This is a genomic window from Parabacteroides sp. KHUB-03 (genome assembly GCF_056640975.1).
In genome coordinates this window covers 1,013,601-1,029,963 of the sequence record NZ_CM153257.1, presented here as the reverse complement: position 1 = coordinate 1,029,963, position 16,363 = coordinate 1,013,601, and the positions used below count along the sequence as shown (strand labels likewise).

Genomic DNA, 16,363 nt, shown 5'->3' with positions numbered 1-16,363 from the left:
TCATCTTACTACAAGATATCATCTTACGGATGTATGTTTTGCGGTACAAATATACTGTTTTTTTTGGCTCTCTCATAAATATGAAAGAAACGTTCGGCAATACAGCAGTTCTGCAAACAGGATATGCAGCATAAAGGCACGTTCACGGCATAACCCCGTATATACTGCCTACACTCCCTCTTTGTCTTAGCCTCGTCCGGCGTCCCGCCCTCCCCCTGTCAGACCAATCTCCCTAAGTAGGGGGAAATAATCTCCCTAGGTAAGGAGAAAAGATCCCCCTAGGTAGAGGGAAAGTATCTCCCTAGGTAGGGAGATTGGTCTGACAGGGGAATGTAATAGGTTTCTCTGCGCGTAGTCTGCGTAATATGCGCAGTATGCGTTCCTTAATTCCGACTTTTGACACACATTCTTCTATTAAATAGACAAGCAATTGTTTGTTGTTGAAAGAAAAATAATACTTTTGGCATACCATTTGTTGTTAATAGATTATGACAATACAAGAAATAAACAAAGCATACAACCGCATCATTGGTTCATTGGATAGCAGAGAGTTGAAGAATGCTTTCGATTTCCTGCAAGGATTTATAGCCGGCAGTCGTGAATATTCTTTTCAGGATAAATTAGACGAAGCACAGGAGACATACAGATACATGCTTCGCTACCGGGGTGAAGGCGCCAAAGATCCGATGCAGGAACAGATATATAACAATCTGGTAGCTTCGGCATACGAATTGGCAGACTTGGTGAAACATAAAGCATTGGCCATCGAATCGCCTCTGGTTTATTACAGCCATCGACGTAATCTGCAAACCCAGCAGCAGATGAGCTATACCAATCTGCACAGCATGCTATCTACTCCGGTTGGAATAGTAAAAGAGGAAGTACGGTTTGAAGCCGGGCTGATTGTTCTTTTCCACAAGATATGGGTTTCAAACCCTCTTACGGCAGAAGAAGTAGCAGGCATACAAGACATATTGACAGACACCGCTTTGCCTACCAGTGTGGGTGCACAGACGGTGTCTGCCTTAATGCTCGGGTTGCAAATGGCCTTTGATAAAGAAAAGCTCATGTTGCTTTTCGATGCTGCGTCGTTGGACAATGAAGAAATACGTGTCCGTGCCCTGATCGGCATTTTGCTCACTTTATGTAAATACAGGAAACGTACAGCGTTATATCCGCAGATAGCAAACAGGCTAGCTGCACTGGACGAAAAAACACCCAACCTCACCAAGGCAATCCGTACGATTATCCTACGGTTTATCCTGGCCAGAGAAACGGAAAAGATTACCCGTAAACTGCAAGACGAGATCATCCCCGAAATGATGAAACTAAGTCCTAAGATCAGCAAGAAGATCAATCTGAAAGATTTTAACCCCGAACAACTCGGAGACGAGATGAATCCGGAATGGCAAGAGATGAGTTCGCTAGGTAAGAAGATGGAAGAATTCAGCGAACTACAACAGGAAGGAGCCGATGTGATGCATTCTACGTTTGTTCATCTGAAGAACTTCCCGTTTTTCAGGGAACTAAGCAACTGGTTTATGCCGTTTACCACATCACACACAGCATTTGGAGACCGTTTTAACAAAGACAGTGCCGAAAAACAAATGCTCGACACGATGACTACTGCCGGATTTATGTGTAACTCGGACAAGTATTCGTTTTATTTCAGCATGATGCAACTGCCGGAAGCACACCGTAGCATGATGATGAATCAATTTGACAGCCAGGCCAACGAAATGATACAACAAAGCAAAGAAGAGCTGATCAGTAAAAGAGGCAAAGAGGAAATAATTACAGGACAGTACATTCAGGATTTGTACCGTTTCTTCAAACTATACCCCAGTCATCTCGATTTTGAAGACATATTTACCTCTCCGATCGATTTCCATAATCTTCCGATACTGCAACCCTACATCTCGGACGAAGAAAGCCTGACTACCATTGCGGAATATTACCTCCGCAAGAATTACTTCTCCGATGCCCTGATTATTTACAACCGTTTATCGGAGCATATTCAAGGTAGCGACATCCTATTCCAGAAAATAGGCTATTGCAAACAAATGGGCGGAGATATAGAAGGGGCATTGGAAGCCTACCTTCGTGCCGACCTGCTCAATACGGAAAGCAAATGGGTGATCCGGAGAATTGCAGGCTGCTACCGCACATTGAAACAACCGGAAGAAGCATTGAAGTATTATCGTCGCTACGAAACGCTTAGCCCGGATAACTTATCTGCCCAGATCAGCATAGGACATTGTTATCTGGAACTGAAGAATTACAACGAAGCATTAAAATACTATTTCAAGGTAGATTATCTGGACAACAAAAGCCATAAGGCATGGCGGCCGATAGCCTGGTGCTCGTTTCTGACAGGAAAATATGACCAGGCACGCAATTATTACAAGAAGATAACGGACAGCCAGCCCGATACGCAAGACTATCTGAATGCCGGTCATACCGAATGGGCTCTGCAAAATATCAAAGGGGCACTCTCTTACTATAAGCAGGCCATAGAAGCCGATGATTACGACTTCAATAAATTCCGGGAACAGTTTATCCAGGACATTCCGGACCTGCTTGTTGCCGGCATCGAAGAAAATGAAGTTCCTCTTATGCTAGACCAACTTCAATATACACTAGACGATACATCAAACAGATAAGCAGCAAACATGGAAGCTGTCTCCGGTAAGTTCCTTTCGGGTCGCCATAAGGCCACTTATCATTCCAAAGTGTTTGGAGTTATAGCTCCGGATACTTTGGACAAAAAAGACTTGTTGGACAGCCCCTTCTTTTGTACTTTTGTAACATAAATCAATAAAGAAAATGGAAACCTCAAAAGTTTACTTCACCAACTTACGCACTACGCCGTCAAGCAACCTGCTCGACAAGATGGAGCGCCTTGTTAAACGTGCCGGCATTGAGAAAATCGATTTTAAAGACCAATTTGTAGCCATTAAAATCCACTTTGGAGAGCCTGGCAACCTGGCTTATATCCGCCCTAATTATGCAGCCCGTATGGCAAACTTGCTTCGCAGTTTGGGAGCCAGACCTTTTTTGACCGACTGCAATACGCTATATTCCGGACGCCGCTCCAACGCCGTTGATCACCTAAGGAGTGCCATGGAAAACGGGTTTAATCCTATCTCCGCCCAATGCGATGTAATCATTGCCGATGGCCTGAAAGGAACCGACTGCCGGGAAATCGAAATAAACGGCGAGTACTGCCCGGCACCTAAAATAGGTACAGCCATTGTTGATGCCGATATTGTTCTTTCCATGAATCACTTTAAAGGACACGAACAAAGCGGCTTTGGCGGTGCATTGAAAAATCTGGGAATGGGATGTGCCAGTGTAGCCGGGAAGCTTGAACTACACGGTAATTCGCAACCTGTAATAGACATCGAAAAATGTAAAGGATGCAACATCTGTGTAAAACATTGCGCACATGATGCCATACACCTGAATGATAACCGCAAAGCTGTTATCGATTATGACAAATGTGTAGGTTGCGGACAGTGCGTGGCACTTTGCCAATACGAAGGGGCTGTTCTGGCTTCGTGGGACACTTCCGAACGGCTGAATTACAAGATTGCCGAATACACAAAAGCCGTATTACTGGATAAACCTCACTTCCACGTAAGTTTCATCATGAATGTATCTCCCGAGTGCGATTGTTGGAACCACAATGATGCAGCCATAGTCCCCGATTTAGGAATTGCCGCTTCTTTCGATCCGGTAGCATTGGATAAAGCATGTGCCGATCTGGTTACCAACGCACCTGCACTGCAAACCGTAAACCGTCTCTCGGAGGCTCATCCCCACCAGCATCTGGAAGGCGAAGACAAGTTCCATTTGATCCATCCCGACACAAACTGGCAGGCAGGTTTGGAACATGCCGAAAAGCTAGGGCTAGGAACTCAACAATATGAACTTATAACCGTTTAATCATGAATCAGGATACAATCTGTGCCGTATCTACAGCACCCGGAGCCGGAGGAATAGCAGTTATTCGCGTTTCCGGCCCCGAAGCCATATCAATCTGCAACTCTATCTTTGTTCCCAGAACCAAAGGAAACAGCGTAACGGCGCAAAAAGCCTATACGCTCAGCTACGGTAGCATTTATCGTAACGGAGAGATGATTGACGATGTTTTGCTGGCATTATTCCGTAATCCGCATTCATTTACGGGAGAAGATACGGTAGAGATCACCTGTCATGGTTCTGTTTATGTACAACAACAACTACTGCAACTGCTTATCGAAAAAGGCTGTCGTTCCGCTTTGCCCGGCGAATACACACAACGTGCCTTCCTTAACGGCAAAATAGATCTTAGCCAGGCCGAAGCAGTTGCCGACCTTATTGCCTCTACTTCCGCCGGACAACATAAACTGGCAGTAAGCCAGATGCGCGGAGGATTCAGCAATGAATTAAGCAAACTTCGCAATCAGTTACTAGACTTCACATCCCTCATCGAATTGGAACTCGATTTCAGCGAAGAGGATGTAGAGTTTGCCGACCGTTCAAATCTAAAGCAACTGGCATCCGGCATTGAACAGCTAATTCATAAGCTAGCCGATTCCTTTAGTGTGGGCAACGCTATAAAAAACGGTATTCCCGTAGCCATAATAGGTGAAACCAATGCAGGAAAATCTACTTTACTGAATCTTTTAGTGGGAGAAGAACGTGCCATTGTCTCCGATATACACGGCACAACCCGGGATGTGATAGAAGACACGATCAATATTTCAGGCATCAACTTCCGTTTCATTGATACCGCCGGCATCCGCGAGACCAGCGATACGATAGAAAGCCTTGGAATAGAACGAACATTCAAGAAACTGGAACAGGCTTCTATTGTTCTTTGGGTAATTGACCTAACCAGTCCGCCAGAATTAATAGAATCGCTCGCACAAGTCATCATCCCCAAAACCGAAGGCAAGCACACACTATTAATATTTAACAAATCCGACCTGCTGTCACCCGAAGCTCTGGCTGCCAAGCAGCAACTCCTGTCCAATGTTCCGGCAGAACGTCTTTACATCTCAGCCAAGCAACAAAACAATACCGAATTGCTGCAACAACAACTCCTAAAGGCCGCTTCTATCCCAGAGCTAAGCCAAAACGACATCATCGTCACAAACGTCCGCCATTACGAAGCTCTGACAAAAGCTCATGAAGCCATTACCCGCGTCATAAACGGCCTCGACCAAAACATTTCCGGCGACTTCCTCAGCCAGGACATCCGTGAATGCATGCACTACCTGGGAGAAATAACAGGCCAAATCAGCAATGATGAAATATTAGAGAATATATTTGGTAAGTTTTGCATCGGCAAGTGACATAAAGAAAAGAAAAGCATAAAAAAGAGAAAATATAAATCCGTAAAGTGCGAAAAATCAATGATTTTATGAGAATTTATATTTTCTCTTTCTCTCCGTATTTTCTGCCTGTTTTCATATTTTTTTTGTATTTTTGTCCCCAGATTGTCCCCCATAAGGGACACGAGGGACAAAATTCTGTCCCCGAAGACAATGAATCACATCTCTCATTAAAATAGGAACAGGCTATGACTAAGAAAACAACAATCCAGAAAGAACCCGTAAAATTACGGGAAAAGAAGTTGGCAAACGGTAACGTGAGCTTGTATCTCGACATCTACAGAAATGGTAAACGTCAGAAAGAGTATTTGAAACTTTATCTGATCGATGCCACTACTCCACTGGAGCGTGAGCAGAACAGACAGACATTGGCAACCGCTCAGGCTATAAAATCCAAACGCCTCATTGAAATGCAGAACGGAGAGTATTCTTTCACTCGCCAATTCAAAGAAGATACTCCTTTTTTGGAATACTATCGGAAGATGGTTGAAGAAAGACACAAGAATCCTGAATCTGAGGGTAACTGGGGTAACTGGAGAAGCTGCTTGCGTTATCTCGAAATCTATTGTGATGAGAAAACCACATTCAAAGATATTACTCCGGAGTTTATAAACGGCTTCAAGGATTTTTTGAATAATGTGGAAAAAGACACTCACAAGCGTACCGGCCCACGTAGAGAAAGGGATGTGTTTCAAGGCTTGTCCCAAAACTCAAAAGTCTCTTATTTCAATAAGCTCCGCGCCTGTATCAACCAGGCTTACGATGAAAGAATCATACCTGTAAATCCTTTGCGTGGAATCGAGGGATTCAAAGCCGCAGAAGTAAAGCGTGACTATCTGACCTTGGAAGAGGTAAAACAGTTGGCTGCTACTCCTTGCCGCTATCCTATTCTAAAAAGAGCTTTCCTCTTTTCATGCCTGACCGGACTTCGTAAAAGCGATATTCAGAAACTCACATGGAGCGAGGTTCAAAAATTTGGAGATTACACGAGAATCGTCTTCAAACAAAAGAAGACTGGCGGACAAGAGTATCTTGACATTTCCTCACAGGCAGAAAAATACCTCGGTGAAAGAGGCAACCCGGAAGATCCCGTCTTTACAGGATTTACATACGGAGCTTGGACTTCATTGGAATTACAGCGTTGGAGCATGGCTGCCAATATCAATAAGAATCTGACCTTCCACTGCGGGAGACATACCTTCGCTGTGCTTATGCTTGACTTGGGAGCGGACATCTACACTGTATCAAAACTATTAGGGCATAAAGAACTGGCGACCACACAAATTTATGCAAAGGTGCTTGACAAAAACAAGCAGAATGCCGTATCATTGATTCCTGATATTGATTAAATCCCGTGTTTATGACAAGGCAAGAAACCGTTATAAAGATAACGAAGATTACCCGAATCGTCGGTGAAATGAAAAGCCAATTGGATCTGGATGATGAAATCGAATTTGAAGCACTTGACTCTTCGTGGATGAATATCGGGAAATGGGCGAAAGAGATTTGTCTATATATGGAACAAGCTCCCTCTCCTCTTTTGGCAAATCTTATAACAAATAACGAATTTACCGTTCCTGTCGTAAACTATGTACAAAGTCATAGGCAGGAAATTGATTCTGCATACGTCAAGGTAATTGACTGTTATGCGAACAATATGCAAGCGTTGCTGTCACTTTGCGAAAGGCAAGAAGAAGAGGTGAAAGGCGAATATAAAGATTTGATTGAGCCTTTAGCCAATGAACAGGTGGCTACATTATTACAAAGAGCCATACGCGCAGGTCTTTTGGATGAACACTATCAGCCGATGCCGCAAACGAAGCCGCTGCAACTGAAAGTGATAGCCTATGCTGTATCTACCATCAGCAAACTTCCCAGCACCTACATCCTTTTTGAAAAGCAATGGAAAAGGGAAAATGGAAAGCGATTCAGCACTTGGCGTGTTCCGAGATACAATACGGAACTTTACGAAACGACCAAAGCCCTCTACCCGGAAGTTGACTTTACTGAATTTGAGCCAACGCATCAGACAGAGACATTCTACACACCACAGAGTGAAAAAGATATAGCAGTGCTGTATCGAGATTTAGTGAAATACGGATACATCGCACCTGACACTGGCTTGAAAACATTTGTCGGCATTTTCAATAAAAGGACATTCAGCAAGCCGGTAGAATGGATTAAAACGCAACGGCAGTTGTCCTTTTTCGTATATCAGGCATTTTACAAATTCAACAAGAAGGATTTGTGGGTAAAAGGAGAATGTTGTTTCAGCATAAACGGACACACTCCGCACAAAGCTTGTTTTGTATCAGGTTACAGTTGGATTAAGCGAGCCGGATGGTTGGATAGGTATGATGTTAGATTAAAGGCTATCTGTGATAAGTTCAACCACATTGAAAATACGTTCAATGAAGAAACTTCTGATGAACGGCTCATTCATACGAGCAAAGTTGTATTTTACAGTCCGAATAGCGAAGATGAGATACATTCCATGTTCTCCGCCCTACTTGACGGTGGATATATCTCCTCCGACACCACATTTGCCGCATTCAAAGGTATTTTCGATGAAACGGTATTTGAACATCCTATAGTATGGATGAAAACACAGACTTCACTTATGTACTTTGTACATTTGGCCTTTAAGCAACACAATCCCTATGATGTATGGGTAAAGTGCGTAAACTGCTTCCGCTTACAAAATGATAAAGTACCAAACAGAGAAAGTATGGATAGTAATTTTCGTTTTATAGTAAAAAAAGGATTGATGGACACATACGATATTCAACTAAAAACCATTGCAGATAACTATCTTAGTACTCAAAACAAAAACGCCATCAACGCAAAGGTGGCAAACAACAATACTTAAAATAATGTTTTATGTCAAAGAAATTATCTTTGCACCTCTCTCTTTTTGAAAAGAGCGATGCGAGGTTTCCAATGGACTCCTGCGCAGACCGGTAAAGAAGGGCTATTCCGGTTGGTTGAGCAAGCCCATAAGTCTTACAAAGACGAAGTCACCACACGGCAAAAAAGTTACAGGCGATACGTGCTTGACTTTACCCATTCCCATCGGTTTCACGATGCGAATGATGCCTGGAGCAAGAATGAACATCTAAAGAATTACCACACGGTAATAGAGCTTCTGGGGAAGCATGAAATTTTGATTCGCAAACATTTCGACCATGACTTATTGGACGAAAATGGGATCATAAAACTACTGAACGAATTTTACGCCATTGACCTGTCGGAATCCGCTACTGAGTCCGACAACAGCAGTCCGGGGAATCCTATTCAGACCATTCAGAACACCAACATCAAACCTTTACTTGACAGACATACTTTGGACCTCATTGTGCAACTTGCCAATGAGGTCTGTTTGTTTAAGGAAGTTTTGGATGCAGACAATGTTGCCATTTGTTATGCAGCAGACACATTGCAGACTGTGACTTCAAGAAACAACAGCAAATTGGTTTTATTGTTGGATAAACTGGCTTCACACGATGTGATAACCTATAACTGGCAATCGGTAATTGCCCAAAAACATCTTGTCATCAGTTCTTCAGGGAAGAAATTACTGACCCAACACGATATGTCATCAACCCTCAATCGGATAAAAGACACCACTCCCAACGCCATAGATAAGCAGTTTTTGGCAATCATAGACAAGTATATCACTCTAATCAAAAACAAAGAAGTATAACAAAGGAATAACAAATTGTTGAGAGTCGTATTGAGAATTGTGTTGATACTCAATAATCTCAACATAATCAAGCGAATATACTCATCTACCTTTGCCCTCCGTAATCGATTACTCACGGAGGGCATACCTCCCATTGTCAAATTTAACAGCATCAATCAATGAGACATCGAAGAACGACAAATGAAAATAAGATGCTCTCCAAAATGGAGAACATGATTTCGATGATGGCAACGGAGAAACCTTTTGAACGGCTCCAGTCGTTAGAACAAAAGATTAACGAAGTGGATAAAATCCAGACCATCGAGAATTACATTGCACAGTTGAAAGAGCGTATTTGGGCAGTCAAGGAAGTGCTGACTACCGCTGAAGCTTCTGCTTATCTCGGTTTGTCCGAGAGTTATATCTACAAACTCACTTCTCTCAAGCAAATACCACACTACAAGCCAAACGGCAAATTGGTATATTTCAACAGAAAGGAACTTTGCGAATGGGCAATGAGAAATCAAGTACAAACAATAGGGCAACCTGCTGCTATAACAAAAGAAGAATTATGAATAGAAAAGAAATAGACTTACTACTCTCCCGTATCGAAGGATTGAAATCATTCCTCGAAAACAACTCCTTGGAAAATTTTCAGCAGGAAATTCTGAATGTTGAAAATTACCTGAAACGATTCGGTTCTTTGGCCGAACTGCTATCCCATCTTGAAAATGTGGAAAAGATAGCTTATGCCGCAAAAGAGTTTCTCAATATAGACGAGGTAGCCGCCTATCTACAAGTGTCCAAAGGCTATGTCTATAAGTTAACCATGCAGAAAGAACTTACCGTGTATAAGCCGAATGGGAAAAACATATTCATTCTTAGGGATGACCTGAACCGATGGATAAAGCGCAACCCCTGTTTCTCCAATGCAGAAATAGAAAGGCAAGCCAATGTCATCGCTTACACATTGGGACAAAAAAGTAAGAACAAACCAACAAAAGGAGGAAAAAAATAATGCAACCTGATATGATACAACCCAACAATTATCGGATAGACGAAGCCAAATATAAGTCTTTATTGAAATATATACGGCTGAGTGTTACCGAAAAATACGAGTTTCCACAGGAAATCGTACAAATAGACGGCGTTACCATTGCTACAATCGGGAATTTCAGTGCTTCCACCGGCAAACCCAAAAGCAAAAAGACATTCAATGTCAGCGCCATTGTCGCATCGGCTCTTTCCGGAAAGGAGATTCTAAAGTACAAAGCAGAACTGCCATCTTGCAAGAATAGAATCCTATACATCGATACAGAACAAAGCAAGTGCCATTGCCACAAAGTGCTTCATCGAATCCTTAAACTGGCAGGACTGCCTACCGACCAAGAAAATGACAACATCCAGTTTTTGGTTCTGCGAGAATACACTCCCGACCAAAGGAGAGACATTATACGATGGGCACTCCACGAAGAGCAAAACATCGGGCTCGTAATCATTGACGGCATCCGTGATTTAATCCATGACATAAACAGTCCCAGCGAATCTCTTGACATAATCAATGAACTGATGAGATGGTCAAGCTATTACGAGCTGCATATCCACACCGTCTTACATCTAAACAAAGGCGATGACAATACCAGAGGCCATATAGGAACAGAACTGAACAATAAGGCCGAAACTATTCTGCAAATATCAAAAAACAATGAAAATGGAAAAATCAGCGAAGTAAGGGCCATGCACATAAGGGACAGGGAATTTACACCTTTCGCATTTGAAATCGGAGAAGACTCTCTCCCTCACTTGGTAAAAGAACACCAATTCAAAAAGAACAAAATGGACAGACTGGCTTCTTATATAGATATGACAGAGCAGCAACACCGAACCGCCTTGGAAGTAGCCTTTGAAGAATGCGCGGAATATGGCTATCAATCTTTGCTTGAAGCTCTTAAAAAGGGATATGAGAGCATTGGGTATTCAAGAGGAAGAAACACATTGGTAAACTTGTGTAAGTTCCTGTTGGAAAATCATGCCATTACAAAAAACGGTCGTACCTACTCCTATAATAGTTCATTCCATCTCTAAGCAGTATGGTTTAGTTTGTGGGTATATATAAGTAAACCATACTAAAATGAATATAAAAGAAGCGAAACAGATACGGCTTGTGGAATATCTGCGGATAATAGGACATTCTCCGGTCAATGCGCGCGGCTGCCAGTATTGGTACCTCTCCCCATTGCGAGAGGAACGTACCCCCTCGTTCAAGGTCAACGATAATTTGAACGAATGGTATGACTTTGGGATTTCTGCCGGAGGTGACATCATAGAACTGGGAAAACACCTTTATCGGACTGGCAATGTAAGTATGGTATTGCTCCGTATCAGCGAGAATGCCATTGGCGTACCTTTTCAACAGTTACAAAGCCGGAGTGTCCGTCCCTGTCCTATCGAGGAAGAAATGGAAAACGTGGAAGTAAAAGAACTGAGCCACCATGCCCTGTTGTCTTACCTCCGTTCCAGGTATATCAGTGAGAATATCGGCAGGCTTTATTGCAAGGAAATTCATTATGAGCTACGCAAAAGACACTATTTCGCCATAGCCTTTGAAAACAAGACCGGCGGTTACGAGGTGCGCAATCCTTATTATAAAGGATGTATAAAGGGGAAAGACATATCCGTCATCAGGTATAACAAGGATATAATCCAAAACCATGTCTGCGTGTTCGAGGGTTTTATGGACTTCTTGTCTTACCAAGAACTTCATAGAAAAGGAGACTATCATGTCTGCATCGACAGCCCTACCGATTTTCTTGTGATGAACTCAGTCAGTAATCTGAAAAAGTGTCTTGTGGAACTGGAACGGTACACCACCATCCATTGCTATCTGGATAACGACCTTGCCGGGCGAAAAACAGTCGAAACTATTACCGGACTTTACGGGGAAAAGGTAATCGACCACTCCGAAAGTTACTACAACTACAAAGATTTGAATGACTATCTGAGAGGTAAAAGGCGTTAGTCTTTGTCTTCCCTCTGATAGAATTCTTCCAACCAGCGAAAGGCTCTCCCAAATACGGAGGGCTTTTCTTGTTTATTGCCCCGGACAAAACCCGTCAAAGTATGATAATTGAGTATGATTTTAGATTTTCTCGGAATAATGTTTAATATTCAGCCGCTTTTCGTGAGGATATTTCGTAGTATGAAATTATTGTATTTCCTTTGCGTTCATATTTTAATCATATTCTAAAATCAGACTATAAGATATGAAAGCATATTTTATCTTCGCCATTGCGCTGACCGTGGCATACATCATCTACTACGCTGTGATGATAGCAAGAGACCTTTATGGTAAAAACGGAGAAAAGATAAAATCCGGAGAAGAAGAATTTGACGTGAGCGATTTTGACGAGGAAGAAAGCGTCAGCGTGGTGGAGAACGACAAGGGATTCAATATCGGAGATAACGAGTATGAGACACACTACATCGACAAGACACAGAATGTGTCGGAGGAAACAAATTCCACAGACGAAAAGCCGAGACAGGATGTCATCGAGGCTCTGAACAACAAGGTCAAGGCTAACATGGAAGAGACACAGGTCACCTTCTCCAATCCCTATAACTCTGCGGAGCTGTACAAGCTGATGATTCAAAACGGCATTGGAGAATTGCATCCGGACGGAGGTGTAACCACCAAGAACGTAATTGATGAACTATGACCCGACACAATGGCAAAAGAATACTAAGCGCACTGTGTACGCTGCTCCCTTGTTCCGTCTTCGCTAAAAGCGGCGGCGTGAACTACTCGTGGGGAGCGGACGCGCTGGCTTCCATGCACGACTATGTGGTGACGATGATGCTCTATGTCCAGTACATCATTTACGCGGTTGCAGGAGGTTTTGCGGTCATAGCCGCATTCCAGATATACATCAAGATGAACACGGGCGAGGACGGAATCACCAAGCATATACTCACGCTGGTCGGAGCCTGCCTTTTCATCATCGGTGCGACAATAGTCTTTCCGGCATTTTTCGGCTATCGAATTTAGAAAATCACGAGTGTAAAACAATCAATAAAGTTCAATTAAAACAAGACAAGCATGTTTGAAAAAGTAAAACGATTCGCAAAGAAAATCGCGACTTCAAAGAAAACGCAGATGACCTGCCTGATGATGGTGTGCGGTGTGACCGCTTTGATGGCACAGACTACCGCAGGAGACTACTCGGCCGGAACAGCGGCACTGACCCAAGTGAGCGAGGAAATCGCCAAGTATGTTCCTATCGTGGTGAAACTCTGTTACGCCATTGCCGGTGTGGTAGCCGTAGTGGGTGCGATCTCGGTATATATCGCGATGAACAACGAGGAGCAGGATGTCAAGAAGAAGATCATGATGGTGGTCGGAGCCTGCATCTTCCTTATCGCGGCAGCCCAGGCACTTCCTCTGTTCTTCGGACTCTCCTAAACCGCAGGTATCATGAACGGGAAAGAGGAACACTATCCGGATTATCCATTGTTCAAGGGGCTGCAACGTCCCCTTGAATTTATGGGTATTCAGGGTCGCTACATCTATTGGGCGGCAGCCACGATAGGCATCGCCATTGTCGGCTTCATCATAGCCTACTGTGTGGCAGGATTCGTCCTTGCCCTGATTGTCCTGTCCGTCACCGTGACAAGCGGTGTGGGACTGATTCTGTTCAAGCAGCGCAAGGGATTGCACAGCAAACGGCAGGAACGTGGGGTGTTCATCTATGCCTACTCAAAGAAAATGTAACAGAAAACCATTTGACCATGAATGGATATATTGAATGTTGAACGTGGGTGGGCTTGACCTTTCAATATGTCAGCCTGCCCTTAATTGTAAACAGCCGAATGATTATATATGTTTTCATAGTCTTCATTGCCCTTTGCGTGGGCATGGCCGTGTCGGTCTATGCCTTTGGAACTGGCGGCAAGCGGAAACGCATCTTTCAGGACATCTATTTCTCCGTGGAAGAAGCGAACGGGATTGGTGTGATATATACTAAGACTGGAGAATATTCCGCCGTGCTGAAACTGGAGAACCCGGTACAGAAATATTGCGCCAATATCGACTCTTACTATGAGTTCACGCAACTTTTCACCGCCATTGCCCAGACTTTGGGAGAAGGCTATGCCATACACAAGCAGGATATTTTTATCCGGAAAAAGTTCACGGAAGAGAGTGACGAGAACCGTGAATTTCTCTCCACATCCTATTTCCGTTACTTCAACGGCAGACCTTATACCGACAGCGAATGTTACCTGACTATCACACAGGAAGTCAAGAAAAGCCGTCTGTTTTCTTTTGACGGCAAGAAGTGGCGAGACTTCCTTGTAAAGATACGCAAGGTTCACGACCAGCTGCGTGATGCCGGCGTACAGGTGAGATTCCTGAACAGGCAGGAAGTCAATGAATATGTTGACCGTTATTTCGCCATGAACTTCCGTGACAAGGTGGTCTCCATGACTAACTTCAAGGTGAATGACGAATGTATCTCCATGGGAGACAAACGGTGCAAGGTGTATAGCCTTGTGGATGTGGATAACGTGAGCCTGCCGTCTGTCATCCGTCCCTACACCAACGTGGAAGTCAACAACAGCAGTATGCCGATGGATCTGGTGTCGGTTGTGTCCGGCATTCCCAATACCGAAGCGGTGGTGTATAACCAGATGATATTCATTCCCAACCAAAAGAGAGAACTGGCCTTGCTTGACAAAAAGAAGAACCGCCATGCGAGTATGCCCAATCCCGGTAATCAAATGGCGGTAGAAGACATCAAGCGTGTGCAGGAGGTGGTGGCAAGGGAAAGCAAGCAACTGGTCTATACGCACTACAATCTTGTAGTAGCCATGTCCGCGGACACCGACCTCCACAAATGCACCAACCATCTGGAAAACCAGTTTTCAAGGATGGGCATCCATATTTCCAAAAGAGCCTACAACCAGTTGGAGCTGTTCGTCAATTCCTTTCCGGGCAACTGTTACGGTATGAATCCCGACTATGACCGTTTCCTTACCTTGGGTGATGCGGCAGCCTGTCTGATGTACAAGGAACGCATCCTGCATAGTGAGAAAACTCCTTTGAAGATATATTACACGGACAGGCAAGGCGTGCCTGTGGCTATCGACATCACAGGAAAAGAGGGCGCGGAGAAATTGACCGACAACAGCAATTTTTTCTGTTTGGGTCCAAGTGGCAGCGGCAAGTCGTTCCACATGGAGAAAAACAGGACAAAACGACGGCAAGCGATTGTAAAATCTACTGTTATAAATACTTGATTTACAGCTAATATGTTTTAACAAACGGAGAAATCTGCTATTGGCGTTTAGTCCTAATCGGAGTAAATTTGTACCACAGTTGTACCTCGCCGGAGGGGTCACACGGTTCGACTTCCTTTCAGCAGCGTGCAACAGTTTTCAACAGTGTGCAAATAAATTTCTTCGATGATGGACCGTCAAAATGAACAGAAATTAACAGTTCAGCCCGACTTCGGTCGGGACATACCGGACAAGCCGTTCCTCACCATTGGGGAGGTGGCGAGCCTGCTGCAAGTGAGCAGCCGTACCGTGTACAACCTGATATACAGTGGCACGCTCCGGGCTTGCAGGATAACATACCACATTACGCTAATCACCAAGGAGGATTTCTTCCTGATGATTAAGGAAACGACCTACTGCAAGCGGAGCGTTTCAGTATTCGCCAAGCAGGGGAAAAAGACAAAAGGGAAGATGAAAAAAGATGTGCAAAAGACAGAGGAAACAGCCCTCACACGACAGGAGGGAAAGACGAAAGCAAAGGGCAGCCCGGCAAAACGGCGGCTCATTCCGGCGGCTAACTACAAGCAGTCCGTGCGTGATACGTTCACGGACAGTGAGAGTGTCGCAGGCGACCTTTACACGATGGCGGAGATATGCCAAAAGTTCAATTACACCTACGGGCGTTTCTACAACCTCCGTATGCGCTATTCGATACCCTGCATCAAAGCCAACGCCACCAAGTGCTTTCCGAAAGCGGAGGTGGACAAGGCTATGGCGGAGGAAGCGGAACGGTTGGGCAACAACCTTTCGGAGCATTGGTACTCGTGCTTCGACATCATGCGCCTGTTCGGACTGGGCAAAACACAGGTGCGCAGGTTTGCCCTCACCCACGGGGTACGGACAAAGCGCATACACGGCAACCGCCTGTACTACCTGAAAGCTGACTGGGATGCGGCACGAAAGGAAGCCGAGCGGAAAAGCGCAAGCACGAAAGCCAAGCGGGAACAATAGAAATTTTTAATCATTA

Annotated in this window: 15 protein-coding genes and 1 pseudogene; all 16 read left to right on the top strand. The window is 44.1% G+C overall.

Translation table 11 applies throughout. From position 1 onward, the window contains the following. Window positions 1-488: 488 nt before the first annotated feature. The 16 genes and pseudogenes from ACYIB7_RS04495 to ACYIB7_RS04420 all read left to right on the top strand — a co-directional run bounded on the left by ACYIB7_RS04495 (window position 489) and on the right by ACYIB7_RS04420 (window position 16,347). Complete coding sequence (locus ACYIB7_RS04495; protein WP_103984374.1) at window positions 489-2,663, top strand: tetratricopeptide repeat protein; 2,175 nt, start codon at window positions 489-491, stop codon at window positions 2,661-2,663. Between the two features lie 163 nt (window positions 2,664-2,826). Then, the gene (locus ACYIB7_RS04490; RefSeq protein ID WP_099463322.1) at window positions 2,827-3,948 is read left to right on the top strand and encodes a DUF362 domain-containing protein; all 1,122 of its coding nucleotides are present in this window, start codon (window positions 2,827-2,829) and stop codon (window positions 3,946-3,948) included. A gap of 2 nt (window positions 3,949-3,950) precedes the next feature. Then, window positions 3,951-5,342, top strand: coding sequence for a tRNA uridine-5-carboxymethylaminomethyl(34) synthesis GTPase MnmE (gene mnmE, locus ACYIB7_RS04485; RefSeq protein ID WP_480338241.1), 1,392 nt, complete (start codon window positions 3,951-3,953; stop codon window positions 5,340-5,342). A gap of 227 nt (window positions 5,343-5,569) precedes the next feature. Beyond that, window positions 5,570-6,730: a site-specific integrase gene (locus ACYIB7_RS04480; protein WP_007850371.1), complete on the top strand. Its 1,161-nt coding sequence runs from the start codon at window positions 5,570-5,572 to the stop codon at window positions 6,728-6,730. Window positions 6,731-6,741: 11 nt separating this feature from the next. Next, window positions 6,742-8,250, top strand: coding sequence for a hypothetical protein (locus tag ACYIB7_RS04475; protein ID WP_480338240.1), 1,509 nt, complete (start codon window positions 6,742-6,744; stop codon window positions 8,248-8,250). A 57-nt stretch (window positions 8,251-8,307) separates the two neighbouring features. Beyond that, window positions 8,308-9,084: a hypothetical protein gene (locus ACYIB7_RS04470; RefSeq protein WP_480338451.1), complete on the top strand. Its 777-nt coding sequence runs from the start codon at window positions 8,308-8,310 to the stop codon at window positions 9,082-9,084. A gap of 158 nt (window positions 9,085-9,242) precedes the next feature. After that, window positions 9,243-9,638 carry a helix-turn-helix domain-containing protein gene (locus ACYIB7_RS04465; protein WP_103878091.1) on the top strand — a complete coding sequence of 132 codons (396 nt, stop codon included), beginning with the start codon at window positions 9,243-9,245 and terminating at the stop codon, window positions 9,636-9,638. After that, window positions 9,635-10,081 (top strand): helix-turn-helix domain-containing protein, encoded by a 447-nt coding sequence (locus ACYIB7_RS04460; protein WP_008781778.1) that lies wholly within the window; start codon window positions 9,635-9,637, stop codon window positions 10,079-10,081. Before ACYIB7_RS04465 ends, ACYIB7_RS04460 begins: the two co-directional genes overlap by 4 nt. Next, window positions 10,081-11,148: an AAA family ATPase gene (locus ACYIB7_RS04455; RefSeq protein ID WP_149940434.1), complete on the top strand. Its 1,068-nt coding sequence runs from the start codon at window positions 10,081-10,083 to the stop codon at window positions 11,146-11,148. The genes ACYIB7_RS04460 and ACYIB7_RS04455 overlap by 1 nt, the downstream gene beginning before the upstream one ends. Before the next feature lie 46 nt (window positions 11,149-11,194). After that, window positions 11,195-12,082 (top strand): toprim domain-containing protein, encoded by an 888-nt coding sequence (locus tag ACYIB7_RS04450; RefSeq protein ID WP_480338239.1) that lies wholly within the window; start codon window positions 11,195-11,197, stop codon window positions 12,080-12,082. Window positions 12,083-12,326: 244 nt separating this feature from the next. Next, entirely contained in the window at window positions 12,327-12,779 is a 453-nt protein-coding gene (locus ACYIB7_RS04445; RefSeq protein WP_480338238.1) for a hypothetical protein, read from the top strand. Further along, window positions 12,776-13,108, top strand: coding sequence for a DUF4134 domain-containing protein (locus ACYIB7_RS04440; RefSeq protein ID WP_008770786.1), 333 nt, complete (start codon window positions 12,776-12,778; stop codon window positions 13,106-13,108). Before ACYIB7_RS04445 ends, ACYIB7_RS04440 begins: the two co-directional genes overlap by 4 nt. Window positions 13,109-13,159: 51 nt before the next feature. Beyond that, entirely contained in the window at window positions 13,160-13,522 is a 363-nt protein-coding gene (locus ACYIB7_RS04435; RefSeq protein WP_118146592.1) for a DUF4134 domain-containing protein, read from the top strand. Between the two features lie 12 nt (window positions 13,523-13,534). Next, a complete protein-coding gene (locus ACYIB7_RS04430) occupies window positions 13,535-13,831 on the top strand; it encodes a DUF4133 domain-containing protein (protein ID WP_121737082.1) in 297 nt (98 codons plus the stop codon). A gap of 98 nt (window positions 13,832-13,929) precedes the next feature. Next, a pseudogene (locus ACYIB7_RS04425) lies at window positions 13,930-15,297 on the top strand (TraG/VirB4 family ATPase); the annotation flags it as partial. Between the two features lie 228 nt (window positions 15,298-15,525). Next, window positions 15,526-16,347 carry a helix-turn-helix domain-containing protein gene (locus ACYIB7_RS04420; RefSeq protein ID WP_480338450.1) on the top strand — a complete coding sequence of 274 codons (822 nt, stop codon included), beginning with the start codon at window positions 15,526-15,528 and terminating at the stop codon, window positions 16,345-16,347. The last annotated feature ends 16 nt before the right edge of the window (window positions 16,348-16,363 follow it).

Coding starts and splice junctions, on each gene's coding strand:
- ACYIB7_RS04435 (WP_118146592.1), top strand. CDS start 13,160: ATGTTTGAAAAAGTAAAACGATTCGCAAAGAAAATCGCGACTTCAAAG.
- ACYIB7_RS04460 (WP_008781778.1), top strand. CDS start 9,635: ATGAATAGAAAAGAAATAGACTTACTACTCTCCCGTATCGAAGGATTG.
- ACYIB7_RS04450 (WP_480338239.1), top strand. CDS start 11,195: ATGAATATAAAAGAAGCGAAACAGATACGGCTTGTGGAATATCTGCGG.
- ACYIB7_RS04440 (WP_008770786.1), top strand. CDS start 12,776: ATGACCCGACACAATGGCAAAAGAATACTAAGCGCACTGTGTACGCTG.
- ACYIB7_RS04475 (WP_480338240.1), top strand. CDS start 6,742: ATGACAAGGCAAGAAACCGTTATAAAGATAACGAAGATTACCCGAATC.
- ACYIB7_RS04430 (WP_121737082.1), top strand. CDS start 13,535: ATGAACGGGAAAGAGGAACACTATCCGGATTATCCATTGTTCAAGGGG.
- ACYIB7_RS04480 (WP_007850371.1), top strand. CDS start 5,570: ATGACTAAGAAAACAACAATCCAGAAAGAACCCGTAAAATTACGGGAA.
- ACYIB7_RS04490 (WP_099463322.1), top strand. CDS start 2,827: ATGGAAACCTCAAAAGTTTACTTCACCAACTTACGCACTACGCCGTCA.
- ACYIB7_RS04420 (WP_480338450.1), top strand. CDS start 15,526: ATGGACCGTCAAAATGAACAGAAATTAACAGTTCAGCCCGACTTCGGT.
- ACYIB7_RS04455 (WP_149940434.1), top strand. CDS start 10,081: ATGCAACCTGATATGATACAACCCAACAATTATCGGATAGACGAAGCC.
- ACYIB7_RS04445 (WP_480338238.1), top strand. CDS start 12,327: ATGAAAGCATATTTTATCTTCGCCATTGCGCTGACCGTGGCATACATC.
- ACYIB7_RS04470 (WP_480338451.1), top strand. CDS start 8,308: ATGCGAGGTTTCCAATGGACTCCTGCGCAGACCGGTAAAGAAGGGCTA.
- mnmE (WP_480338241.1), top strand. CDS start 3,951: ATGAATCAGGATACAATCTGTGCCGTATCTACAGCACCCGGAGCCGGA.
- ACYIB7_RS04465 (WP_103878091.1), top strand. CDS start 9,243: ATGAGACATCGAAGAACGACAAATGAAAATAAGATGCTCTCCAAAATG.
- ACYIB7_RS04495 (WP_103984374.1), top strand. CDS start 489: ATGACAATACAAGAAATAAACAAAGCATACAACCGCATCATTGGTTCA.